We start from the raw sequence: 22,690 nt of genomic DNA, 5'->3' as shown, positions 1-22,690 counted from the left end.
GTCAGGACGGCTGCTGCACGACGATGGACGGGAATTTTCCGGCCATGTCGCGCGGTAGCGCCGCGACGCCCGCTGCCAGCTTCCGTGCAATGCCCCGGTACAGCGAAGCGGCTTCGCTGCCCGCATCCGACACCACGGTCGGCGTGCCGGCGTCCGTCTGCTCGCGGATCGCCAGCGTCAACGGCAGGCTGCCCAGCCAAGGCGTCTGATATTGCTCTGCCATGCGCTGGCCGCCGCCTTCGCCGAAGATGTGTTCGGCGTGCCCGCATTGCGAGCAGATATGGATGGCCATGTTCTCGACCACGCCCAGGATCGGCACTTCGACCTTCTGGAACATGCGCAGGCCCTTGCGCGCGTCCAGCAGCGCCACGTCCTGCGGCGTCGTGACAATGACGGCGCCCACCACGGGCACCTTCTGCGCCAGAGTCAGGGCCACGTCGCCCGTGCCCGGCGGCATGTCGACAATCAGGTAATCCAGGTCGCGCCAATTGGTCTGGCGCAGCAACTGCTCCAGCGCCTGCGTGACCATGGGGCCGCGCCAGATGGCGGGCGAATCGGCGTCGATCAGGAAACCGATGGAGTTGGCTTGCAGGCCGTGGCCCGTCAGCGGCTCCATGCTCTTGTTGTCCAGGCTTTCGGGACGTCCGGAAATGCCCAGCATCGTCGGCACGCTGGGGCCATAGATGTCGGCGTCCAGCAGGCCGACCTTGGCGCCCTCGGCGGACAGGGCCAGAGCCAGGTTCACGGCGGTGGTGCTTTTGCCCACGCCCCCCTTGCCCGAGGCCACTGCAATAATGTTGCGCACGTTCGGCAGGGGCTTCAAGCCCTTCTGCACGGCATGGGCCGCGACTTTCCAGGTGACGGTGACCTGGGCGTCCGGCGCGCCGGACGCCGCCAGCGCCGCAACGGCGATATCGCGGACCTGATCGCGGACGCTGTCGGCCGGATAGCCGAGTTCCAGCGTCAGGGCGACGCGGCCGCCCGTTAGTTCAATGTCACGATCTTTTACAGAAACGCCCAGGTCCAATCCGGTGTTCGGGTCGTGCGCGGCGCGCAAAGCGGCGCGGATATGTTCTATCGTTATACTCATGTCACTATGGTTCCGTAGGCAGCGCGGCTTCTGCGGGCCGCCATCCCCTAAAGGATAGCGGATACACGGGAACCTTTCGCTGCGTTTTGCATCCCACCTTCATGACCAACACACTTATCCGCTTCTTCCGTGCCGTCCTATTCGCCGCCCTGGCCTTGATCGGCATGGCAATGGCGCTGGTCTTCATGCTGTCCACGGCGCTTGCCGTGGCGATCCTGTACGTGGTCGCCAAGGTGCGCGGCAAACCTTTCGGCGTTCGCGCTTATTGGAGCCAACGCCAAGGCGCCCGACCGGGACCATTCCAGTCCGCCACCGCCCCGTTCGCCACGCAACCGCGCGGCGACGTGATCGACGTCGAAGCCCGCGAAATCCGCTGACGGCGGCTTTTTCGTAAGCGCTTGCGCCGCCCTGCGGTGCAAGCGGGCCAGTGTGCGGCCAGCCCCCCGGGCGCCAGCGCCCAGACGGCCGGTATCCGGCCTGTGGCCGCATTCCTTCAACCCGCCTCCTTCGCCGTGTTGCGATAGGCGGGTTGCGTCGTTTTCGGGCTGCGGCGCGCCCCGCCCGGGCAAGTCTTCGCCGTTGCCCTAAAATGGCCGGCCAACTCCCCTTTTCCCCTCAACCTCTACCGACAACCATGTCTCGCACCCTATTTGTCACCACTGCGCTGCCTTACGCCAACGGATCTTTCCACATCGGCCACATCATGGAGTACATCCAGGCCGATATCTGGGTTCGTTCGATGCGAATGGCGGGCCACACGGTGCATTTCGTAGGGGCGGATGACGCGCACGGCGCGCCCATCATGTTGAAGGCCGAAAAGGAAGGCATCACGCCGCAGGCGCTGGTCGCCCGCTACGCGGCCGAACGTCCGCAATACCTGAACGGCTTCCACATCCGTTTCGACCACTGGCATTCCACGGACTCCGCCGAGAACGTCGCGCTGTCGCATGACATCTATCGCGCCTTGAAGGCACAAGGCCTGATTGAAACGCGCTCGATCGAACAGTTCTACGATCCGGTCAAGGGTATGTTCCTGGCTGACCGCTACATCAAGGGCGAATGCCCCAAGTGCCACGCCAAGGACCAATACGGCGATTCCTGCGAGGTCTGTGGCGCCGTCTACGCCCCCACCGAACTGATCAACCCGTACTCGGCACTGACCGGTGCCACGCCCGTGCTGAAGTCGTCGGACCACTTCTTCTTCAAGCTGTCCGACCCCCGCTGCGTGGAATTCCTGCAGCAGTGGACCACGGGCTCGAACGCCAATGGCGGCAAGCACCTGCAACCGGAAATGCTGGCCAAGACCCGCGAATGGCTGGGCGCCGAAGACGGCGAAGCCAAACTGGGCGACTGGGACATTTCGCGCGACGCGCCCTACTTCGGCATCGAAATCCCCGATGCGCCGGGCAAGTACTTCTACGTGTGGCTGGACGCGCCGGTGGGTTACCTGGCGTCGCTGAAATCGTATTGCGAAGTCAAGGGCCTGGATTTCGACGCCCTGCTCGACCCCAACGGCACCACTGAACAAGTCCACTTCATCGGCAAGGACATCGTGTACTTCCACGCGCTGTTCTGGCCCGCGATGCTGAAGTTCGCCGGTCGCAAGACGCCGGACGCGGTGAACGTGCACGGCTTCATCACCGTCAGCGGCGAAAAGATGTCCAAGAGCCGCGGCACCGGCATCTCGCCGCTGCGCTACCTGGAAATCGGCATGAACGCCGAATGGATGCGCTATTACATCGCCGCCAAGCTGAACGCCCGGGTCGAAGACATGGACTTCAACCCCGAAGACTTCATCGCCCGCGTCAACAGCGATCTGGTCGGCAAGTACGTGAACATCGCCAGCCGCGCCGCCAGCTTCATCACCAAGCACTTTGACGGCGCGCTGGGCTATTCGGGCGACACCGCCGCGTTGTCCGCGGAATACGCCCAGCAGGCGGAATCCATCCGCGCCGCGTTCGAAGCGCGCGAATACAACCGCGCCATCCGCGAAATCATGGCCTACGCCGACGGCATCAACCAGGCGTTCGACACGGCCCAGCCGTGGGTGCTGGCCAAGGGCATCGCCACCGCCGACGACGCGCAAAAAGCCGCGCTGCAAGACATCTGCTCGCGTTCGCTGGCAGGCTTCAAGGCCCTGTCCGTGATGCTGGCCCCCGTGCTGCCGTCGCTGGCCGAGCGCGTGGCGCTGGAACTCTTCGGCGCCCAGGCGCCGTTCACCTGGGCCGATGCTGCCGTGCTGCCGCAGCGCGTCGCGCCGTTCAAGCACCTGATGCAGCGCGTCGAGCCGCAAATGCTGGAAGACCTGTTCGAGCCGCCCGCCGCCCCGGTGGTGGTGCCTGGCGGCGAGCCGCTGGCTGAGACGATCTCGATCGACGACTTCGCCCGCGTCGACCTGCGCATCGCGCAGATCGTCAATTGCGAACACGTCGAAGGCTCGACCAAGCTGCTGCGCCTGACGCTCGACGTGGGCGAAGGCCGCCACCGCAACGTGTTCTCGGGCATCAAGTCGGCCTACAAGCCCGAAGACCTGATCGGCAAGCTGACCGTCATGGTGGCCAACCTGGCCCCGCGCAAGATGAAGTTCGGCGTATCCGAAGGCATGGTGCTTGCCGCCAGCCACGCGGACGAGGCCGTGGACGCCGGCATCTACGTGCTGGAACCGTTCCCCGGCGCCAAGCCTGGCATGCGCGTGCGCTGATCGAGCAGCGCCCATCAGGCCAAGCGGCCAACTCGCGCAAGATCAGCGAGTTGGCCGCTTTTTCATCTGCTGACCGGAAGCGAAACCGCCGCATTGCCATGGTTTTAGCAACCACGACCTAAGTACCGCCCCTTGCGACGGGTCGCCTGCGCCGTTCCGGGAGTTCGAGTTCGATGTCGGCAGCGCCTGGCCTCGCAAGCAGGTCCACGATACTCCGGCGTTGTCCCATGCCGAAGCGTTGCGCCGCCGCGTATGCCAACGTTCGCACCTGCGCGGCGCCGTCCCTCGTGACAGAGGATGCCTTGGACGAAATGAGGAAAGCCCTACTGGCTAGGCGCCAACCCCGGATCCAGCGAATGCCGCTCGTCGAACACGAAGCATTTGCCTTCGTAGCCCGGGCCGCCAGTCTCTTCGAAGTACTTGAGGATGCCGCCGTCCAGCTGGTACACGTTCTGGATACCGGCCTCGTTCATGTAGATGGCGGCCTTCTCGCAGCGGATGCCGCCCGTGCAGAAGCTGACGACGGTCTTGCCTTCGAGTTCGGCGCGGTGCGCCTTTACAGCGGCGGGAAATTGCGTGAAGCGGTCGATGCGCCAGTCGATGGCGTCCTTGAACGTGCCTTCGTCCACTTCGAACGCGTTGCGGGTGTCCAGCATCACGACGGGGCGGCCGGCATCGTCCATGCCCTGGGCCAGCCAACGGGCCAGCGTCTGCGCGTCCACGCCCGGCGCGCGGCCGGCCTCGGGGCGGATCGTGGGGTGATCCATGCGGATGATCTCGCGCTTGATCTTTACCAGCAGCTTGCGGAACGGCACGCCTTTACTGTGGCTGAACTTGACTTCCAGGTCGGCAAAACGGGCGTCCGCGCGCAGCGTCTGCAGGAAGGCGTCGATGCCTTCGGCGGAGCCGGCCAGGAACAGGTTGATGCCCTCTTCGGCCAGCAGGATGGTGCCCTTGAGCGCCGCGTCGCTGGCCCGGGCCAGCAGATGGGCGCGCAGGTCGGGCAGGGCATCCAGCGAAACGAATTTATAGGCAGCGATATTGACGACGGAAGTCATGGCAAAGCGAAGGAAAACGGACGGCGAAGCCCGTAATAGTAATCGCTGGGCGGGTTGCCCCGCCTCCCGCCCACCTTGATACGGCTCAACGATTGACGATTTCCTGCTCGACCACGGCGTCCAGCACCCAGCGCATGGACGAGCCGTCAGCCGGCGGGTTCGGGTCGGGAACTTCCACCACGCGCAGGCGGTAGCGGATGCCCGGCTGGAAATTGAAGCCGGTGATCTCCCCATACCAGAACTGCCAAGGTTGGGATGCGCTATCGCGCACCTGATAGCACAGGGTACGGCCCGCGCCGGCGTTGCAGGGCACGCGCTCGGCATTCACGTAGACCAGCTTGGTCGGCCCCGCCTGGCCGCCCGCCACCGGGTCGATGCGTCGGCCGAAGTCCAGCGTGTCCCCCGTGCTCAACACCCACGTCATGCGCTGCGGGTTGTTGGTGTTGTCCAGCGACGTGGCGGTGATGCGGGTCAGGCCCGCAAGGAAGGCCTGCTCCAGCGCCATGTTCTGCGGGGCGCAGGCCATCATCGTCGCCACCGGGTTCGCCTGCACGATCAGTTGGCCGTTGGCCACGGTGTAGGGCGCGTTGTATTGGTTGCAGCCCGAAAAACCGGACATGCGGGGCGAGCCTCGGTCATGGATGAAAGTGACCGTCAGGGGCCGGGAATTCGAGGACGGATGCGGGATGGTACGCAAGCCGCCGCCCGGCTGGGTCCACCGCGCCAGATCCCAACTGGTCTGCGCCAGGATGTCCGACGCCGAGGCCGGCTGGTAACGGGGATCCTGCCCGTCTGCGGCCCGTTGGGGGGACGACGCGCAAGCGGCAAGGCCGACGGACAGGATGCACGGCGCCAACCAGCGCAAGGAAGCGGTAAAGGACATGTGGGGGTCTCCCGGAATCGGCAAGGAACGCCCGGACCCCGCGCGAGGCTGCCAGGATCGGGCTGCGCCATTGTAGGCGTGCCCCGACCCTGTTTTCAGCGCGAAAACATCCTGAAACGGATATCCGCTGCGCCGGGCGTTACGGCGTGGGAGGGTCCTGGCGCCGTTCGAACTCCAGGACGTCGCCGCCGCGCAGATTGAACGTCAGATGGCGCGGTGCGCCGCCGTTGTCCAGCGTGAAGGTATCGATGGCCGTCAGGCCGCGCAGATAGTCCGCTTCCAGCTTGGCGCGTTCAGGCGCCGGGCAAGCCATGCGGGTGGACGCAGGCGCGTTGATGAAGAGCTTGCCGCGTTCCAGCTTGTACGAACCCATATAGCGATTGCAGCCCGAAAAGCCGTTCACCTGGTATTGCTTGCCTTGCGCCAGGAACGTCAGGCGCACAGGTTCGCCGTTGTCGCCATGCGGAATGTCGCGCAACGCGCCGCCCGCTTGCGTCCAGCGCACCAGTTCCCAACTGGTCTGGGCCAGCGAATCCGCGCTGCTGGCGGCATTGGCCGCCGCGGCGCCTTGCGGGCGCGCGCCCCCGGTGGACCCCGCGCAACCCGCCAATGCCACGGTCAGAAGGCTGAGGCATACCGCCCGGCCACGCGAAGACAATTGGGTAAGCATGGATGCGACTCCTAGAAAATTCACACCCCCGACTGTAACCGGCACGGGGCCGTGGCGTCTTTTCCTCCCCCCTACAGCCGTATCCAAAAGCAGCAAGCGCCGGCCCGGCGCTCACGCCGATGATGAGGCGGGCTGCATCGAATGCCGCATGGCGGCGCTTTCGGGCGACGCGCAGAATCATTGCAGACCATCTTTCCGGCCCGCCTTGCTAGCACGGGGAAACGCCGCCGGTCACACACGTATCGCAGACGCAGGTGTCCGGCCCAAGGGGCCAACAATAAGACAACCGGGGAGACACGGCGATGGGCTTTTTAAGAACCTTACTGGCGCTGTCAGTGGTGCTGGACCATCTGGGCGGCGGCTATGCCGACCACTTGGTCGGCGGCCGGCTGGCGGTGCAGCTGTTTTATGTGATTTCCGGCTTTTTGATTTCCTATGTGCTGACCGCGACGGACAACTACCAGGGCGCCACCGGCAAGTTCTACGCCAACCGCTTCCTGCGGCTGTTCCCCATCTACCTGGCGGTGGCCGGCCTGACGCTGATGGCGCACGTGCTGAGCGGCGGCGCGTTCTTCCGCATCTACGACGCCCTGCCCTTTTCCGCTGAACTGTTCCTGGTGATGGCGAACCTGCTCATCCTGGGCCAGGACTGGCTGATGTTCTTCGGCATCGAACACGGCGCCCTGGCTTTCACCGGCAGCTTCGCCCATAGCGACGTGCCCTTGTACCAAGGGCTGCTGGTGCCGCAGGCGTGGACGCTGGGCGTGGAGATGAGCTTCTACCTGGTGGCGCCCTTCGTGCTGCATTCCCCGCGCCGGCTGATGGCACTGCTGGTCGCGTCCCTGGCGTTGCGCGCCGTGCTTGTGGCGACCGGCATCGGAATGGCCGACCCCTGGACCTACCGCTTCTTCCCGACGGAACTGGCGCTGTTCCTCGTCGGGTCGCTGTCCCACCAGGTGCTGCTGCCGCGCTGCAAGGCGTGGACCCGCCGGTTCCATCGGCTGCCGGAACTGGGCGCCGCCGTGCTGTTCGTCTATTGCCTGCTGCACTTTTCGATCGGCCTGAACCACAACGTGCGCGATGCGCTGGCGGTGCTGCTGTTTGCCACCCTGCTGCCGTTGGCATTCCTGTTCCAGTCGCGCCACCGGCTGGACAAGGCGATCGGGGAATTGAGCTACCCCATCTATATCTGCCATTCGCTGGTGATCATGTTCTTCAGCTGGCTGCTCAACGACGTCGAGACGCACCAACCCATGCTCTTCGCGGCGCTGGTGATCACGGGCTGTATCGGGTTTTCGGCACTGCTTAACGGCTTGATCGCGGATCCCGTGGAGCGCCTGCGCAGCCGGTTGCGCAGCGAACCGCCGGGCCGCGAAAAGACGCCGGCGACGGACGCGCGGCGGCCCGCACAACCGGGACAGGCGTTGGGCTCTATTCGCCGCGCGCCTTGATGTAGGCGGCAAGCACCAGTTCGATCTGCCGCTTTTCCTGCAAGCTCAAGCGCGAATAGGTCGCGTACGACACCGATTCGAACGGCCAGGCGGGCGGCTGGGCGACATCGCCGACATTGACCGGCGGGTCGGCGTAACCGGAATTCAGCATCGGCCCCTCTCCAGTGCTGAGCCACATCGGGCTGACCCGCAGCGCGCGGGTCAACTTGATGAGGGCATCGCTGGAGGGCTGCAGGCGTTGCCCGCTTTCGTAGTTGCCGATGGCGCTTTGCGACAGGTTGCTTGCGACCGCCAAGTCCTTTTGAGTCCATCCCTGAAGCATTCTGGCGTTGCGCAGACGATGGCTAAACGTGTCCAATCGATCAACCTGAGACATTAATATGAATTTATTTATTTGATTAAAACATCTCAATACTGGCGCCAAATAAACGGATTGCACCCCAATTCCCGGGCTAATCCATAAATCGCAACATTCGCCTGCTTGCCCGGCCTGCCCGTGGACCCTCGCTGGCAAAGCGTCTTTGGCGGGATCCAGAAAAATCCATATCCGCCATTGACTTACAGCGTCTCTCCAGAGTGCCCCAGGCGCCCGCAAGCTTCAAGCATGGCAGACGCCAGCCCGCTCAAAAGCCGCACAAGTTTATGGGCTTTCCGGCGTCAAAAATAGAAAATAATGTATCGGTAATACTTAATAATCTATTGTCAAAAAGACCGAAACGAACAGCGTTTCAAGCGCTTCCCCGGGGTTTTATCCGCAGACACCGTTACCATCAGAAACTACAGAAACGTATCTTCACAAAGAAACACGCCCGTGTTTAAATGAAACACGGGCGTGACTTCCATGCAGGATCGGGTCATCGGCGGCTGGCGGCTACAACGCTGCGGCACGCGCCAGACAGGATCCCGGGGCCAGACTGGCCGCTAGCGCATAGAACTTGGGCAATAGTCCAGACCTCTCGCCCCCATTCAAACAACACCGCCAGACGGTCCCGTCATGGCGCGTCGCTTACTTAGAGAGGGGGGTATGCCAGGACTGCCGAGGCCCACGCCCTTCCCCTTCAAGCGCCGCCCCCATGCCGCGCCACCTCATTGGAAGCATCAATGAACAACACGCTGGATGTCATTTTCCTTGGGCAGGACGATGCCAGGCACGCCATGCTAGTGGACGCCCTGTCCCACCTGGGCTTCAGCGTCCGCCGCTGCTACGACCTGGTGGATGTCTATGACCGCTACTCCCGCCGGCCCAGCCCGCTGGTGGTGCTGGAGGCGCCGCTGCCCGACATCCATAACGCCGCGGTAAGGCTGCGCGCCGTGGACCGCGGGCTGGGCATCGTGGCGATCGCCACCTTCACGGATACCGAAAGCCGCATCCGCACGCTGCTCTGCGGCGCGGACGCGTGCCTGCCGCCCGAAGTCAGCGGGCTGGAACTCGCTGCGGTGCTGCAGGCGCTGGTACGCCGCGCGGTGGGGCTGGACGGCATGGACGCGGCGCCCGACGCGCACGCCGAAGAGCCCGCCCAGGAAACCTGGCGGCTGGCGAACAAAGGCTGGACGCTCGTCAACCCCGGGGGCCGCATATTGGGCCTGACGACGGGCGAGCGCGACTTCCTGTCGCGCCTGGTGACTGCGCCCGACCGCAAGGTCAGCCGCGACGCCTTCTACGCCGACGGCGCGGAAGATGCCGACAGCGGCATCACCCGCCGCCGCTTCGTGGACGTGATGATCAGCCGCCTGCGGCGCAAAGCGGCCGCCAATCAGATGACGTTGCCGATCCGCGCCGTGCATGGCTGGGGCTACATGTTCGCCGCGGACATCACGCTGGACCTGGACTATCGGGATGTTGGGGATGACAGCCGCGCGGACGGGCAGGAAGACTGGCGCCGCGAAACGGCGGACGCAAGCGCGTCAACGTGAATGTGAAGGCCGCCGGGCCGCGATGGCCGGGCTGGCGTGCCGGGCGCGCAATGCGACAGACAAAAAAACGCGGCGCTGCCCCCGAGAGGTAAGACGCCGCGCTAAAACAACACGTGAACCCGGAGTCATCAGCCGGCACTGATGCCTTCTACCTGGATCACGCGATTCCAACATTCGTGCCTCATACTACTCACGCACGGTCCGACCGTGAACCTGAGCGGGGTCTCTAGTCCCCGCACAAGCTGCAACGTGATCAACGCCCGGGGTCTGGGTCCGCCCTGACAACTGGCGGGCTTATCGCCCGTATCAACGGATTTCCTCTTGGATAGCCGCGTGATGGAGGAAGTTTAGGACTTCGGGCCTGAATCCAGTAATTCTTTGTTGATAGCCTTCTATACCTATTAGATATAGCAGAGCGTCGCGCCCGCCCCCCTAAAATGGCGGAAAAGGACACGCCCCCCATGCCTCTCATCCACCCATCCCTGCGGCAGCGTTTCAGAAAAGTGCTGGCCTTCTTTCCGCCCAACTGGTGCCTGGCCATCCTGGTGGCGCTGGACGGATATGCCTTCATGCATCCCGTGCTGCGCGAAGTGCGCGCCCGCGAATATTCCTTCTGGCTGGCGCTGGACAACTGGCATGAAGTGATGCGCGTAGTGGGCCTGCTCGAGATTCCCCGGCTGGTGCTGGGCGTCGGCTTGCAGGTGATTGCGCTGGGCCTGATCTTGAAGGCCCGCATCGCATGGGCGTTCTCGCTGGTGCTGCTGATCGGCATCGGCACCTTCGGCATCCTGGGCCAAGGCGGGCGCGCGGGACTGGGCATCTACACGTTGGTGCTGGTGATCGCGCTGATCGCCTATTGGCGGCGCTTCGACCGCGCCAGCGTCACCGCGGGTTCCCTGTTCGCGCTGGTCAGCGTGCTCTCGCTGCTGATCTACGCGGTGTTCGGCACGCTGTACCTGGGCAACGAATTCAATCCGCCCATCCTCGATGCGGGCACCGCGTTCTATTTCTCGATCGTCTCCATGTCCACGGTGGGCTATGGCGACATTACGCCCCACACCATCACCGCCAGGCTGTTCACCGCGTCGATTATCATTCTTGGCATCACCGTCTTCGCCACTTCCATCAGCGCGATCGCCGGCCCGGTGATCGGCGGAAATCTGAAGCGGCTGGTCAAAGGCAGGTTCTCCACGGCCATGCGTAAAAATCACATAATCATTGCAGGCGAGACACCGCTGGCGCTGAGCGTCTATGACGGCCTGCGCCGCCGCGGCGAAGAAGTCACGGTCATCGTGCCCACGGGATCGCCCCAGGAATATCCCGCCGCGGCGGACCTGATCGAAGGCGATCCCTCAAGCGTGGAGGTATTGCGCGCCGCGGGCGTCACGCGCGCGCGCTACGTGCTGGCGCTGCGCGCCGACGACGCCGAGAACGCGTTCATCGTGCTGGCGGCCAAAGAAGCCACCGGCGACAGCGGCGCCAAGACGGTCGCGCTGGTCAACACCAGCAAGCACCTGGAGAAGATCCGGCGCGTGCAACCGGACATGGTGTTCTCGGTGCAGTTGCTGGGTGCCGAACTGCTGACGCGCGCCATCAACGGCGAGCCCATGGACAGCCAGGCCATCACGGACCTGTTCTTCGCCAAAGCCGCGACGCCGGCCAAGCCTGCCTGAACGATTCAGGCGGGCTGGGAGCCGGGCGGCGAATGCCCCGCATACCAGGGCACGAATTCCGCCGAGGGCATGGGGCGCGCGAACAGGTAGCCTTGGATGAACGCCACCCCGCGAGAGGTCAGGTAGTCAAACTGCACCTGCGTTTCCACGCCCTCGGCCACAACCGCCAGGTTCAACCGGTGCGACAGCGTGATGATCACGTCCAGCACCGGCGCCTCTTCGCCCGTGGGCTGGATGGCATGCACGAAGCCTTTGTCGATCTTCAGGTAATCCACGGGAAACTTTTGCAGGTACGACAGCGAGCAGTGGCCGGTGCCGAAATCGTCGATGGCCACCCGCACTCCCTCTGCACGCAACGCATCGATATTGCGGCGGGCCTGCCCGTTATCCGAGATCAGGCTGCGTTCGGTGATCTCCAGCACGATCAACGGACGACGCGCTGCGACGTTCGCCCGGAAGGTCTGGATTTCGGGCACGAGCCCAGGGCTGGACAGGTGCTCGGGCGCGATGTTCACGCCGATGTGGAAGTCCGGCGGCGTCTGCCAGGTTTGCAGGTCGCGTTCGATCAAGCGCAGCAGGTGTTGCGTCAGCGGAATGATCATGTCTTCGGCCTCGGCCGCAGCGATGAAAATGTCCGGCCGCACGAAGCCCACCCCGGGCCGGTTCCAACGCATCAGCGCCTCGACGCCTTCACATTGCCCCGTCAACTGGCCATACACCGGCTGGTAGTACACCTGGAATTCATCGGCCTGCATGGCGCGGCGCAATTGTTCTTTGAACGACAGCCGGTTCACCTGAAGGCGGTAGGCTGCGAACGCCAGCCCGGCGCCGATCAGCATGGCCACCGGCAAATAACTCAGCATCAGTTGCTGCCAGGCGCTCACCACGCTTTCCGACGGCGCCATGACCTTGATGGACAGCGCCACACGGCCATTGTCGCGCGTGACCTCCTCGTACACGAGTTCAGCGGGGCCCTGTCGCGCGTTCCAGGAGTCGCTGCGGATAGGCGCCCCTTTGCCCACCGTGAGCTCGAACCGGTAATCGCCCAGCGTCGCCACGGCGTTCAGCAAGTCCAGCACGTAACGGCCGTCCACCGCCACCGCGCCGCTATACCCCGGCGCGCCCGGCTTGCCCAGCAGGATCGCGGGACGTTCTGGCGCCAACGGTGTACCCGCCACCGAAAACAGCCAGCGCTCGGGCGGGATGCCGTCAAGCCAAGGGCGGAAATTGCCAAGGGTGAAGTCCACGTCCCCCACGACAGACGAACAGTAGATATGTTCGTTGTTCGCCAGGATCAGTGACCGGAAATACGGATTCAGGGAGCTCCAGCGCTGCAACGAGGACAGCACGTCGGCGCAGGGCTTGGGCGTCAGTTCCGCCACCCGGTCCAGCAGGCTCCAGGCCTGGGAGAGCATGTTGTCGACCTGGACGCGGACGATCTTCGCTGCGGCTTCGGCTGCGCTGCGCTGCTCGTTCTTGGCGTGCAGCCAAGTCCAGCCCACGCACAGCAGGACGGGAACGACCAGGGCGAACGCCACCGGCAAATAGCGCCAAGATGGCACACGAACCGTCATCCCTGATGTCGACAAAAGTGCCTCGCTGGAAATTCCGCCAAGGTGCAATGACCCCCGTGAATGGATAGGACACCAAGCGGCACTCAGCGTCAAGAAACTTGGGGTGGGTACGCCACTACGCGTCCGCCGGGCGCAATTCTGCCCGAAGGCCGGCTGCGCGTCAGGCCGCGGCTTCCGGCTCCAGCAGCCGCCGGATCAGCGCCACGTGCCCCCGCCGTCGCGCCGCCAGGTTCACGCGTTCTTGCGGCCCCATCAGCGCCGACATCACGATCGTGTGGATGACCGGCGCCAACAGCAGCCAAGGGTGCTCCAGCGCCAGGCAATCGCCACACAACCCGCGCGCCCGGGCGCGCTGCAACACCCGGCCGATATCCGCCTGGCGCGCGCCGGCGGTCTCTCGGCGCCAGCGCACGGCCAGATGCGGCACGCGGCCGCTTTCGGCCAGCAGCAGCCGCATCATGCTGACCGTGGCCGGGTCGGTGAGGCTCGCATAGAGATGGTTCACGATGCGTTCGGCCAGATCGCGCGGCGACGCGGCGCCGTCGACCACGGCATCCACATCGAGTGGGGCCGGGTTCAGATGGCGCGCCAGCAAGGCTTCGAACACGGCTTCCTTGCTGGAGAAATGGGCGTAGAGGCCGCCTTTGGACAAGCCGGCCCGCAGCGCGATGTCGTCCATCCTCGTGCCCGCATAGCCGGCTTGCGAGAAGGCCTGCAATGCCGCGTCCAGAATCTGCCCGACGCGCACGGCAGGAGGTAAACGGCGGCGTTGCACGCTCATGGCGGATCCCTCGAAGAATTTCCCTCATTAAAAACCGACTGGTCAGTCGCTAACTTGACGCGCGTCAAGGAGTGCGCGCCGCATCCCCGGCACAATGGTTGCATGACCTGGGTGGCGGGTCCGTCCAGGCGCCGGGCCACAAGCCTGTCGGCCACGGACGCGTCCGCCCCCCCTGCGCTGGAGACCCATGCATGACCCGTTGCCCGCTTCCAGTCAAAACCGCCCTGCGCATCGCCCCCGCCATGCTGGCCCTGCTGATGGCGGCCGGATGCGTTTCCATGGCGCCGCCCTACAACCGGCCCGCCCTGCCCGTGCCCGCCGCCTACGACGCGCCGGCGGCCGGCCCCGCCGAGCTGGCCGCGTCGCACATCAGTTGGCGGACGTACTTCTCCGATCCCGCGCTGCAGGCATTGATCGATACCGCGCTGGCCAACAACCGCGATCTACGCACGGCGTTGGCGCGTGTGCAGGAAGCGCGCGCCCTGTACGGCATCCAGCGCGCCGATCAATTTCCCACCGTGGGCGTGCAGGCCGACGGCAGCCGTGCCCGCGTGCCGCACGACCTGAACCTGACGGGCCAGCCGCAAATCAGCAGCCAGTATCAGGTCGGCTTGGGGCTGGCCAGTTGGGAGCTGGACTTCTGGGGCCGCGTGCGCAGCCTGAAGGACGCTGCGCTGCAGAACTACCTGGCTACTGACGCCGCGGCGCAGGCCACCACGCTTAGCCTCATCACACAAGTGGCCGACAGTTACCTGACGCTGCGCGAACTGGACGAACGGCTGGAACTGACCCGCGAGACCATCGCCTCGCGCGCCGAATCGCTGCGCATCTTCCGCCGCCGGTTCGAAGTGGGCGCGATATCCAAACTGGACCTGACCCAGGTGGAAACGTTGTGGCAGCAAGCGCGCGCATTGGGTGCGGACCTGGAGCGCATCCGTGCCGAACAGGCCCATGCGCTGGCGCTGCTGGTCGGCGCCCCGCTGACCTTGCCCGTGCAAGCCGCGCCTCTGGACGATACGGCCGTCATGCGTGAACTGCCGGCCGGGCTGCCTTCGGACCTGCTTGTCAACCGCCCCGACATCGTGGCGGCGGAGCACCAGTTGCAAGCGGCCAACGCCAACATCGGCGCGGCCCGCGCGGCCTTCCTGCCCAGCATCACCCTGACGGGCGCGTTCGGCACGGCCAGCGCCGAACTCGACGGACTGTTCTCGGGCGCAAGCCGCGCCTGGAACTTCGCACCCAGCATCAGCCTGCCGATCTTCGACGCCGGCCGCCGCCAGTCCGCGCTGGACCTGGCCGAGGCAAGGCGCGACCAGGCCGTGGCCGGCTACGAGAAAACCATCCAGACCGCTTTCCGCGACGTGTCCGACGCGTTGTCGGCGCAACACTGGCTGGCCGAGCAAGTGGAGGTATTGCACGCAACAGTCGCCGCCCAGGCCGAACGCGCCCGCCTGGCGCAACTGCGCTATGACCACGGCGCGTCGCCCTATCTGGAAGTGCTGGATGCCCAGCGCGACCTCCTGGCCGCGCAACAAACGCTGGTGCAGACGCGCCGCGCCCTGCTGTCCAGCCGGGTCGGCCTGTACGCCGCGCTGGGCGGCGGCACGCAAGCGTCGGCCGCGGCCTCGGCCGACGCTGCCCTCCAATAATCCAAGGAATCGACACCATGCGCCTGCCTTCCCGAAAACTGATTCCCGTCCTGATCGTTCTGGCGGTGGCCGCCGCGGGTTACGCCGGCTGGCGTCTGCTGGCCGACACCGGACCGGGCGACGGTTTCATCAGCGGCAACGGCCGCGTCGAGGCCACCGAGATCGACGTGGCCACCAAGCTGGCCGGTCGCGTGCAGGAGGTGCTGGCCATTGAAGGCGATTTCGTCGCGGCGGGACAGCCTTTGGCGCGCATGCAGATCGATACGCTGAATGCGCAGCGCGAAGAGGCCCGCGCGCAGCATCAGCAGGCCATCAACAGCGCTGCCAGCGCCGCCGCGCAAGTGGCCCAGCGCGAAAGCGACAAGCTGGCCGCCGAGGCCGTGGTGGCGCAACGCGAAAGCGAAGCGGACGCCGCGCGTCGCCGGCTGGCGCGTTCCGAAACCCTGTCCAAGGAAGGCGCGTCGTCGATCCAGGAACTGGATGACGACCGTGCGCGCGTGCGCAGCGCGCAAGCCGCCGTGAACGCCGCGCGCGCGCAGGTGACGGCTGCCGCGGCCGCCATTGACGCGGCGCGCGCCGCACAAGTGGGCGCCCAGTCGGCCGTCACCGCGGCACAGGCCACCATCGCCCGCATCGACGCCGATATCGCCGACAGCGAACTGCGCGCCCCGCGCGACGGCCGCGTGCAGTACCGCGTGGCGCAACCGGGCGAAGTGCTGGGCGCTGGCGGAAAAGTGCTGAACATGGTGGACCTGTCCGACGTCTACATGACCTTCTTCCTGCCCGAGCAGGCGGCCGGCCGCGTAGCGCTGGGCCAGGACGTGCGCATCATCCTGGACGCCGCTCCGCAATACGTCATTCCGGCCAAGGTGTCGTTCGTGGCCAGCACCGCGCAGTTCACGCCAAAAACGGTAGAGACCGCCAGCGAACGCCAAAAGCTGATGTTCCGCGTCAAGGCGCAGATCAGCCCGGAGTTGCTCGCGCAGCATCTGAAGCAGGTCAAGACCGGCCTGCCGGGCGTGGCCTGGCTGAAGCTGGATGCCGACGCGGCATGGCCCGCCAACCTTGAAGTCCGCCTGCCCTGATGGACACGTCCGCCCCTCCCGTCGTCACGCTGGCAGGTGTCAGCCTGCGCTACGGCAAGACCGTTGCGCTGGACGGCATCACGCTGGACATCCCGGCCGGGCGCATGGTGGGCCTGATCGGCCCCGACGGCGTGGGCAAGTCCAGCCTGCTGGCGCTGGTGGCGGGCGCCCGCGCCGTGCAGGAAGGGCGCATCGGCGTGCTGGGCGGCGACATGGCCAGCAGCCGCCACCGCGACGCGGTCTGCCCGCGTATCGCCTACATGCCGCAGGGGCTGGGCAAGAACCTGTACCCCACCCTTTCGGTGGAAGAGAACCTGCAATTCTTCGGCCGCCTCTTCGGCCACGATGAGACCGAGCGTCGGCGTCGCATCGACAGCCTGACGCGCAGCACCGGCATGTCCGCATTCCTGTCGCGCCCCGCAGGCAAGCTGTCGGGGGGCATGAAGCAGAAGCTGGGCCTGTGCTGCGCCCTGATCCATGACCCTGACCTGCTGATCCTGGACGAGCCGACGACCGGCGTGGATCCGCTGGCGCGCGCGCAATTCTGGGACCTGATCAACGAGATACGGGGCCAACGCCCGGGCATGAGCGTGATCGTCGCCACGGCCTACATGGACGAGGCGCAGCGCTTCGACTGGCTGATCGCCATGGACGAGGGCCGGGTGCTGGCCACCGGCACCCCGCTAGCGCTGACACAGCGCACCGGCGCAGACGGCTTGGAAGCCGCCTTCATCGCGCTGCTGCCCGAGGCCAAGCGCCGCGGCCACAAGCCGGTGGAAATCGTGCCGCTGGCCGTCGACGAGCAGGCTGAAATCGCCATCGAGGCCCGCGACTTGACCATGCGCTTCGGTGACTTCGTGGCCGTGGACCACGTCAACTTTCGCATCCGTCGCGGCGAGATCTTCGGCTTCCTGGGGTCGAACGGCTGCGGCAAATCCACGACGATGAAGATGCTGACAGGCCTGTTGCCCGCCAGCGAAGGCCAGGCGTGGCTGTTCGGCCAGGAAGTCGACCCGAAGAACATCGACACACGCCGGCGCGTCGGCTACATGTCGCAGGCCTTCTCGCTGTATGGCGAATTGACGGTGCGGCAAAACCTGGTGCTGCACGCGCGCCTGTTCCATGTGCCGGAAGCCGAGATTCCCGGACGCGTGGACGAGATGGTGGCGCGCTTTGACCTCGCCGACGCGCTGGACAGCTTGCCCGAGAGCCTGCCGATGGGCGTGCGCCAGCGTCTGTCGCTGGCGGTCGCCATGGTGCATAAACCCGAACTGCTGATCCTGGACGAACCAACCTCGGGCGTGGACCCGGTTGCGCGCGACAACTTCTGGCGCTTGCTGATTGCGCTGGCCAGGCAGGACCAGGTCACCATCTTCATCTCGACGCACTTCATGAACGAGGCGCAGCGCTGCGACCGGATGTCACTGATGCATGCGGGCAAGGTGCTGGTTAGCGCATCGCCTGCCGAGATCACGCGGTTGCGCGGCGCGAAGACGCTGGAAGAGGCGTTCATCGCGTATCTGATCGACGCCGGCGCCGGCACGCCTCCCGAAGACGGCGTCGAAGCGGCCGATGCCGCGGCCGCCGACGCGCCCGCTCCGGCGCCGCATCGCGGCTTCAGCTTCCAGCGCGCGCTCAGCTACATGTGGCGCGAATCGCTGGAGCTGCGGCGCGATCCGGTGCGCGCCACGCTGGCCCTGGTCGGGTCCCTGCTGCTGATGTTCGTGATGGGGTATGGCATCAGCCTGGACGTCGAAGACCTGCGCTACGCCGTCATGGACCGCGACCAGACCACGCTTAGCCAGAACTACAGCCTGAACCTGTCCGGATCCCGCTACTTCATCGAACAGCCCCCCATCAAGGACTACCAGGACATGGATGCGCGCATGCGCAGCGGCGAGCTGTCGCTGGCGATCGAGATCCCGCAGGGTTTCGCCCGAGATGTGGCGCGCGGCAAGCAGGCGCAGATCGGCGTCTGGATTGACGGCGCCATGCCGCAGCGCGCCGAAACCATCCGTGGTTATGTGCTGGGCATGCATCAGGGGTGGTTGATGCAGCAGGCGCGCGAACGGCTGGGAGCCAACGCCACGCAACCGGTCAGCATCGAAACGCGATTCCGCTACAACCCCGACGTGCGCAGCCTGCCGGCGATGGTGCCGGCGGTGATTCCGCTGCTGCTGCTCATGATGCCCGCGATGCTGACGGCCCTGGCCGTCGTGCGCGAAAAGGAACTGGGATCCATCATCAACCTGTACGTCACGCCGGTCACCCGCCTGGAATTCCTGCTGGGCAAGCAGGCGCCCTACGTGGCGCTGGCGATGCTGAATTTCCTGCTGATGACCTTGCTGGCGGTCACCCTGTTCGGCGTGCCCATCACCGGCAGCTTTGCGACGTTGCTGGCGGCCGCGCTGATCTACAACGTAGTAGCCACCGCCATCGGCCTGTTGGCTTCAACGTTTACGCGTAGCCAGATCGCGGCGCTGTTCTTCACCATGATCGGCACGCTGGTGCCCGCCGTGCAGTTCGCCGGCCTGCTCAATCCGGTGTCGTCGCTGGAAGGCGGCGGGCGCTTGATCGGCCAAATCTATCCGGCCACGTACATGCTGACGATCAGCCGCGGCGTGTTCAGCAAAGCGCTGGATTTCACGGCGTTGCAGGGGTCGTTCTGGCCGCTGTTGGCCGCCATCCCGATCATCCTGGGCGCCTCGGTGCTCCTGCTGAAGAAACAGGAGGCATGAATGAGGCACCTGGCCAATATCTTCCGCCTGGGCGTCAAGGAACTGTGGAGCCTGGCGCGCGATCCGATGATGCTGATCCTGATCGCCGTATCGTTCACGCTGATGATCTATACGGCCGCCACGGCGATGCCCGAAACCCTGCACAAGGCGCCCATTGCCGTGGTGGACGAGGATGCCTCCCCGTTATCCGCGCGCATCGCGTCGGCCTTCTATCCGCCGCACTTCACGCCCCCCGCATTCATCACTGCGGCGCAGGCCGATGCCGGCATGGATGCGGGCAAGTACACGTTCTCGGTAAACATCCCGCCGAACTTCCAGCGCGACGTGCTGGCAGGCCGCCCGACAGAGATCCAGCTGAACGTAGACGCCACCCGCATGAGCCAGGCGTTCACCGGCAGCAGCTACATCCAGCAGATCGTCACCGACGAGATCAACGAATTCGTCAAACGCTACCGCGCGCCCACCGAACTGCCGGTGGAGCTGGCCGTGCGCATGCGGTTTAACCCCAACCTGACGCAGGCGTGGTTCGGCGCGATGATGGAAATCATCAACAACGTCACCATGCTGTCCATCATCCTCACCGGCGCCGCGCTCATCCGCGAACGCGAGCACGGCACCATCGAGCACCTGCTGGTGATGCCAGTCACCCCCACCGAAATCATGGTGGCGAAAGTCTGGTCGATGGGGCTGGTCGTACTGGCCTCCGCTGGGCTATCGTTGACGTTCATCGTGCGCGGCCTGTTACACGTGCCGATCGAAGGGTCCGTGGCGCTGTTCCTGGCCGGAGCGGCGCTGCACCTCTTCGCGACCACCTCCATGGGCATCTTCATGGCCACGCTGGCGCGCAGCATGCCGCAATTCGGCATGCTGCTGGTACTGGTCCTGTTGCCGCTTCAAATGCTGTCCGGCGGCACCACGCCGCGTGAAAGCATGCCGGACTTTGTGCAGCACATCATGCTGGCCGCCCCCACCACGCACTTCGTGGAACTCGGCCAGGCAATCCTCTACCGCGGCGCGGGCTTAAGCGTCGTGTGGCAGCCGTTCCTGGCGCTGGCGCTGATCGGCACAATCCTGTTCGCGTTTTCTCTGGCGCGTTTTCGCAAGACCTTGAGCCAGATGGCTTGAGGCTGATTCGTTACCCCTTACCACTCTCTTAAAAGGACGGATGATGAAGAAGACTACTGCCCCCACGACCCAAGGCATCGCCGACGCCAATGTCGCCTACTGCCAACGGCTGGCCCAGCTTGCGCAAGAAAGCCAGCAACGCTGGATGGAACTTGGCCGCCGACTGGCCGACGACAACGCCGCCCGGTACCTGGACACTCTCGGCCCGCTGAAGCATGGCGGAGATTGGCAACAGATCGCCCCCGCCCTGGGCGAGATCACGCGCAAGCAATGGCAATGCCAGCTGGAAGCCAGCCAGGCCATCACCCACGCCGCGCTGGAAGAGCAGGCGGCGCTGGCGGCAGGACTGGGCGAGGCCATGACCGGCTGGTTCAAGAGCGCCACCGGCGCCGGCATGGCCGCCGGCACGTCGCCCATGACGCAGATGTGGTCCACGATGTCGAACCAGATGGCCGCGGCGTGCTCGGCCATGCGCGACGCCAGCCAGCCGGGTGGGCGCCATGACGACTAAGCGCACGGCGCTGGTCACCGGCGGCGGCGGGCTGGGGCGGGCCATCGCCCTGGCGCTTTCCGAGGCCGGCCATGACGTCATCGTCACCTACCACGCCAGTGAAGACGCCACGCGCGCCTGGGCCGACGAAGAAGCGGCCAAGGGACGGCGCTTTGCCATCTATCAGGTGGACGTGGGCGACTATGCCTCGTGCCAGGCGCTGATGCGGCGGCTGGAACACGACGGCCGCCAGATCGACATCCTGGTCAACAACGCCGGCATCACCCGCGACGCGCGGCTGCGCAAAATGAGCTTCGAAAACTGGTCCGAAGTGATGCACAGCAACCTGGATTCGATGTTCAACATGACGCAGCCATTGTGCGGCGGCATGGCGGACCGCGGATGGGGCCGCATCGTGAACATCTCGTCCGTGAACGGCAGCAAAGGCGCGTTCGGACAGACCAACTACGCCGCGTCGAAAGCCGGGATACACGGCTTCACCAAATCGCTGGCGCTGGAGCTGGCCAGCAAGGGCGTCACGGTCAACACCGTGTCGCCCGGTTACCTGGACACCCGCATGGTGCAGGCGGTGCCCGAGGAGGTATTGAAGGAAAAGATATTGCCGCAGATCCCCGTGGGCCGATTAGGCCAGCCCGAAGAGATCGCGGCGCTGGTCGCGTTCATCTGCAGCGACCTGGCGGGCTTCATGACCGGTAGCAATGTGGCCATGAACGGCGGCCAGCATATGTATTGACGCCTGGCGGGCGCGCGGCAGACGCGTTGACCGGCAGCGCGTGCCCGTCAACCTTCTTGCCGCATGCGGTGCATGGCGACGAGGTTCTTCTTCGTCTCAAGAATGTGCGCTTGAACCAGGCTTGCCGCCAACTCGCCGTCCTGCTTGCGGCAGGCCTCCAGGATGCGGTGGTGATCCGCCTGCGGGCTGTCCATGCCCGCCGCCTGCGACATCACCTCGTAGGTGTAGCGGGCGGTGTTCAGGCCGTACTCCGCGATCAGCCGGCGCAGGCGCGTGTTGTTCGCCGGGGCGCACAGGGCCAGGTGGAAACGGCGTATCGCATCGACCCGATCCGGCACGGAATCCGCTTCATCGCAGGCGCGTAACAGGGCTTCCAAGGCTTCCAGGTCGGCCCGCGCCATGTTCGGCACGGCAGCGCGCACCGCATAGCCTTCCAGCGCGATCCGGATGTCCAGCAACTCGCAGATCTGATCCACGTCCATGCGGATGACGACCGCGCCGCGGTTCAGGGGATACGCCACCAGGCCTTCCGTTTCCAGTTGGCGCAGCGCCTCGCGCACCGGGATGCGGCTGGCCTGGAAACGGGCGGCCAGTTCATCTTGCTTGAGCGGCGTGCCCGCAGGCAAGGCGCCGGTCAAGATATCGAAACGCAACTGATCGCGGATCCGGTGCGGCAAGGCCTGGGCGGGATGGGACGCGCCCTGCTTCTGGGTAATGCTCATGACGATCGGGTGTCTCTGCGGCGAAGGACGACGGCCTGCGCCAAATGTGGGGGGTGGCTCCGACGGGCGGGCCCCCATCGTAGCCCAGCGGGCAAGGATGATCGCCCGCGAAAACCAGACGCAGATGACCGCCGGATGCAAGGCTTGCCTTCCCTGTCCGACCGGATCAGGGGACGCACCCCGCTATCTGTACTGTCTTTTTTGTAACGTCGACGAATCTAAAAAATCTGAACTGCTGGCCTTTCCCCTATGAGGGATCGAGCTATCGGTTGATTTTGCTAAATCTGATCCGCTTTTTTTTGCATATTCTGAATCTGTACCAATCAGCGCGC

General features: G+C 65.2%; 19 protein-coding genes. 11 read left to right on the top strand and 8 right to left on the bottom strand.

Annotated elements, in window-relative coordinates; genetic code table 11:
- Position 1 precedes the first annotated feature (1 nt).
- Positions 2–1,090, bottom strand: a complete 1,089-nt coding sequence (gene apbC, locus HG262_RS12950) for an iron-sulfur cluster carrier protein ApbC (protein WP_169271417.1) — start codon at positions 1,088–1,090, stop codon at positions 2–4.
- Positions 1,091–1,191: 101 nt separating this feature from the next.
- Between apbC and HG262_RS12945 the strand changes: the two genes are divergently transcribed.
- Together HG262_RS12945 and metG are read left to right on the top strand one after the other, a co-directional pair.
- Positions 1,192–1,467 (top strand): hypothetical protein, encoded by a 276-nt coding sequence (locus HG262_RS12945; protein WP_050448114.1) that lies wholly within the window; start codon positions 1,192–1,194, stop codon positions 1,465–1,467.
- Positions 1,468–1,724: 257 nt separating this feature from the next.
- Entirely contained in the window at positions 1,725–3,791 is a 2,067-nt protein-coding gene (gene metG, locus HG262_RS12940) for a methionine--tRNA ligase (protein ID WP_169271416.1), read from the top strand.
- A 323-nt stretch (positions 3,792–4,114) separates the two neighbouring features.
- Here metG and HG262_RS12935 read toward each other — a convergent pair whose 3' ends face one another.
- The 3 genes from HG262_RS12935 to HG262_RS12925 form a co-directional block, all read right to left on the bottom strand.
- Positions 4,115–4,849 (bottom strand): sulfurtransferase, encoded by a 735-nt coding sequence (locus tag HG262_RS12935; RefSeq protein WP_169271415.1) that lies wholly within the window; start codon positions 4,847–4,849, stop codon positions 4,115–4,117.
- Positions 4,850–4,934: 85 nt separating this feature from the next.
- Positions 4,935–5,732 carry an META and DUF4377 domain-containing protein gene (locus tag HG262_RS12930; RefSeq protein ID WP_169271414.1) on the bottom strand — a complete coding sequence of 266 codons (798 nt, stop codon included), beginning with the start codon at positions 5,730–5,732 and terminating at the stop codon, positions 4,935–4,937.
- Between the two features lie 139 nt (positions 5,733–5,871).
- A complete protein-coding gene (locus HG262_RS12925) occupies positions 5,872–6,402 on the bottom strand; it encodes an META domain-containing protein (RefSeq protein WP_169271413.1) in 531 nt (176 codons plus the stop codon).
- 302 nt (positions 6,403–6,704) lie between these two features.
- Here HG262_RS12925 and HG262_RS12920 point away from each other — a divergent pair, with 302 nt between their 5' ends.
- On the top strand, positions 6,705–7,853 hold the full coding sequence (locus tag HG262_RS12920; RefSeq protein WP_169271412.1) for an acyltransferase: 1,149 nt from the start codon (positions 6,705–6,707) through the stop codon (positions 7,851–7,853).
- Here HG262_RS12920 and HG262_RS12915 read toward each other — a convergent pair.
- A complete protein-coding gene (locus HG262_RS12915) occupies positions 7,834–8,229 on the bottom strand; it encodes a helix-turn-helix domain-containing protein (protein ID WP_169271411.1) in 396 nt (131 codons plus the stop codon). The two genes, HG262_RS12920 and HG262_RS12915, sit on opposite strands and share 20 nt — an antisense overlap.
- Positions 8,230–8,954: 725 nt before the next feature.
- Here HG262_RS12915 and HG262_RS12910 point away from each other — a divergent pair.
- Both HG262_RS12910 and kch read left to right on the top strand, forming a co-directional pair.
- Complete coding sequence (locus tag HG262_RS12910) at positions 8,955–9,767, top strand: winged helix-turn-helix domain-containing protein (RefSeq protein ID WP_169271410.1); 813 nt, start codon at positions 8,955–8,957, stop codon at positions 9,765–9,767.
- A gap of 461 nt (positions 9,768–10,228) precedes the next feature.
- A complete protein-coding gene (kch, locus tag HG262_RS12905) occupies positions 10,229–11,440 on the top strand; it encodes a voltage-gated potassium channel protein (RefSeq protein ID WP_169271409.1) in 1,212 nt (403 codons plus the stop codon).
- A 5-nt stretch (positions 11,441–11,445) separates the two neighbouring features.
- Here the strand turns inward: kch and HG262_RS12900 are convergent, their stop codons facing one another.
- Both HG262_RS12900 and HG262_RS12895 read right to left on the bottom strand, forming a co-directional pair.
- Positions 11,446–13,014, bottom strand: coding sequence for a cyclic diguanylate phosphodiesterase (locus HG262_RS12900; protein ID WP_169271408.1), 1,569 nt, complete (start codon positions 13,012–13,014; stop codon positions 11,446–11,448).
- Positions 13,015–13,174: 160 nt separating this feature from the next.
- Positions 13,175–13,795 (bottom strand): TetR/AcrR family transcriptional regulator, encoded by a 621-nt coding sequence (locus HG262_RS12895; protein ID WP_169271407.1) that lies wholly within the window; start codon positions 13,793–13,795, stop codon positions 13,175–13,177.
- 191 nt (positions 13,796–13,986) lie between these two features.
- Between HG262_RS12895 and HG262_RS12890 the strand changes: the two genes are divergently transcribed.
- The 6 genes from HG262_RS12890 to phbB are packed head-to-tail and all read left to right on the top strand — an operon-like array spanning position 13,987 to position 21,636.
- A complete protein-coding gene (locus tag HG262_RS12890) occupies positions 13,987–15,444 on the top strand; it encodes an efflux transporter outer membrane subunit (protein ID WP_169271406.1) in 1,458 nt (485 codons plus the stop codon).
- A 17-nt stretch (positions 15,445–15,461) separates the two neighbouring features.
- A complete protein-coding gene (locus HG262_RS12885) occupies positions 15,462–16,529 on the top strand; it encodes an HlyD family efflux transporter periplasmic adaptor subunit (RefSeq protein WP_169271405.1) in 1,068 nt (355 codons plus the stop codon).
- Positions 16,529–19,267: a ribosome-associated ATPase/putative transporter RbbA gene (rbbA, locus tag HG262_RS12880; protein WP_169271404.1), complete on the top strand. Its 2,739-nt coding sequence runs from the start codon at positions 16,529–16,531 to the stop codon at positions 19,265–19,267. Before HG262_RS12885 ends, rbbA begins: the two co-directional genes overlap by 1 nt.
- Positions 19,268–20,392, top strand: coding sequence for an ABC transporter permease (locus HG262_RS12875; protein ID WP_169271403.1), 1,125 nt, complete (start codon positions 19,268–19,270; stop codon positions 20,390–20,392). It begins immediately after the preceding gene.
- Between the two features lie 43 nt (positions 20,393–20,435).
- A complete protein-coding gene (locus HG262_RS12870) occupies positions 20,436–20,903 on the top strand; it encodes a hypothetical protein (protein WP_348984387.1) in 468 nt (155 codons plus the stop codon).
- Positions 20,893–21,636, top strand: a complete 744-nt coding sequence (gene phbB / locus HG262_RS12865) for an acetoacetyl-CoA reductase (RefSeq protein WP_169271401.1) — start codon at positions 20,893–20,895, stop codon at positions 21,634–21,636. Before HG262_RS12870 ends, phbB begins: the two co-directional genes overlap by 11 nt.
- Before the next feature lie 47 nt (positions 21,637–21,683).
- Here the strand turns inward: phbB and HG262_RS12860 are convergent, their stop codons facing one another.
- Positions 21,684–22,358, bottom strand: a complete 675-nt coding sequence (locus HG262_RS12860) for a GntR family transcriptional regulator (RefSeq protein ID WP_169271400.1) — start codon at positions 22,356–22,358, stop codon at positions 21,684–21,686.
- Between the last annotated feature and the right edge of the window lie 332 nt (positions 22,359–22,690).

Source organism: Achromobacter sp. Bel, from assembly GCF_012928505.1.
Classification (GTDB): domain Bacteria; phylum Pseudomonadota; class Gammaproteobacteria; order Burkholderiales; family Burkholderiaceae_B; genus Achromobacter.
This window is presented reverse-complemented; position numbering and strand designations above follow the sequence as displayed.

Coding starts and splice junctions, on each gene's coding strand:
- HG262_RS12870 (WP_348984387.1), top strand. CDS start 20,436: ATGAAGAAGACTACTGCCCCCACGACCCAAGGCATCGCCGACGCCAAT.
- HG262_RS12895 (WP_169271407.1), bottom strand. CDS start 13,795: ATGAGCGTGCAACGCCGCCGTTTACCTCCTGCCGTGCGCGTCGGGCAG.
- HG262_RS12925 (WP_169271413.1), bottom strand. CDS start 6,402: ATGCTTACCCAATTGTCTTCGCGTGGCCGGGCGGTATGCCTCAGCCTT.
- HG262_RS12885 (WP_169271405.1), top strand. CDS start 15,462: ATGCGCCTGCCTTCCCGAAAACTGATTCCCGTCCTGATCGTTCTGGCG.
- HG262_RS12900 (WP_169271408.1), bottom strand. CDS start 13,014: ATGACGGTTCGTGTGCCATCTTGGCGCTATTTGCCGGTGGCGTTCGCC.
- kch (WP_169271409.1), top strand. CDS start 10,229: ATGCCTCTCATCCACCCATCCCTGCGGCAGCGTTTCAGAAAAGTGCTG.
- HG262_RS12890 (WP_169271406.1), top strand. CDS start 13,987: ATGACCCGTTGCCCGCTTCCAGTCAAAACCGCCCTGCGCATCGCCCCC.
- HG262_RS12860 (WP_169271400.1), bottom strand. CDS start 22,358: ATGAGCATTACCCAGAAGCAGGGCGCGTCCCATCCCGCCCAGGCCTTG.
- HG262_RS12935 (WP_169271415.1), bottom strand. CDS start 4,849: ATGACTTCCGTCGTCAATATCGCTGCCTATAAATTCGTTTCGCTGGAT.
- HG262_RS12945 (WP_050448114.1), top strand. CDS start 1,192: ATGACCAACACACTTATCCGCTTCTTCCGTGCCGTCCTATTCGCCGCC.
- rbbA (WP_169271404.1), top strand. CDS start 16,529: ATGGACACGTCCGCCCCTCCCGTCGTCACGCTGGCAGGTGTCAGCCTG.
- HG262_RS12875 (WP_169271403.1), top strand. CDS start 19,268: ATGAGGCACCTGGCCAATATCTTCCGCCTGGGCGTCAAGGAACTGTGG.
- metG (WP_169271416.1), top strand. CDS start 1,725: ATGTCTCGCACCCTATTTGTCACCACTGCGCTGCCTTACGCCAACGGA.
- HG262_RS12930 (WP_169271414.1), bottom strand. CDS start 5,732: ATGTCCTTTACCGCTTCCTTGCGCTGGTTGGCGCCGTGCATCCTGTCC.
- phbB (WP_169271401.1), top strand. CDS start 20,893: ATGACGACTAAGCGCACGGCGCTGGTCACCGGCGGCGGCGGGCTGGGG.
- HG262_RS12915 (WP_169271411.1), bottom strand. CDS start 8,229: ATGTCTCAGGTTGATCGATTGGACACGTTTAGCCATCGTCTGCGCAAC.
- HG262_RS12920 (WP_169271412.1), top strand. CDS start 6,705: ATGGGCTTTTTAAGAACCTTACTGGCGCTGTCAGTGGTGCTGGACCAT.
- apbC (WP_169271417.1), bottom strand. CDS start 1,090: ATGAGTATAACGATAGAACATATCCGCGCCGCTTTGCGCGCCGCGCAC.
- HG262_RS12910 (WP_169271410.1), top strand. CDS start 8,955: ATGAACAACACGCTGGATGTCATTTTCCTTGGGCAGGACGATGCCAGG.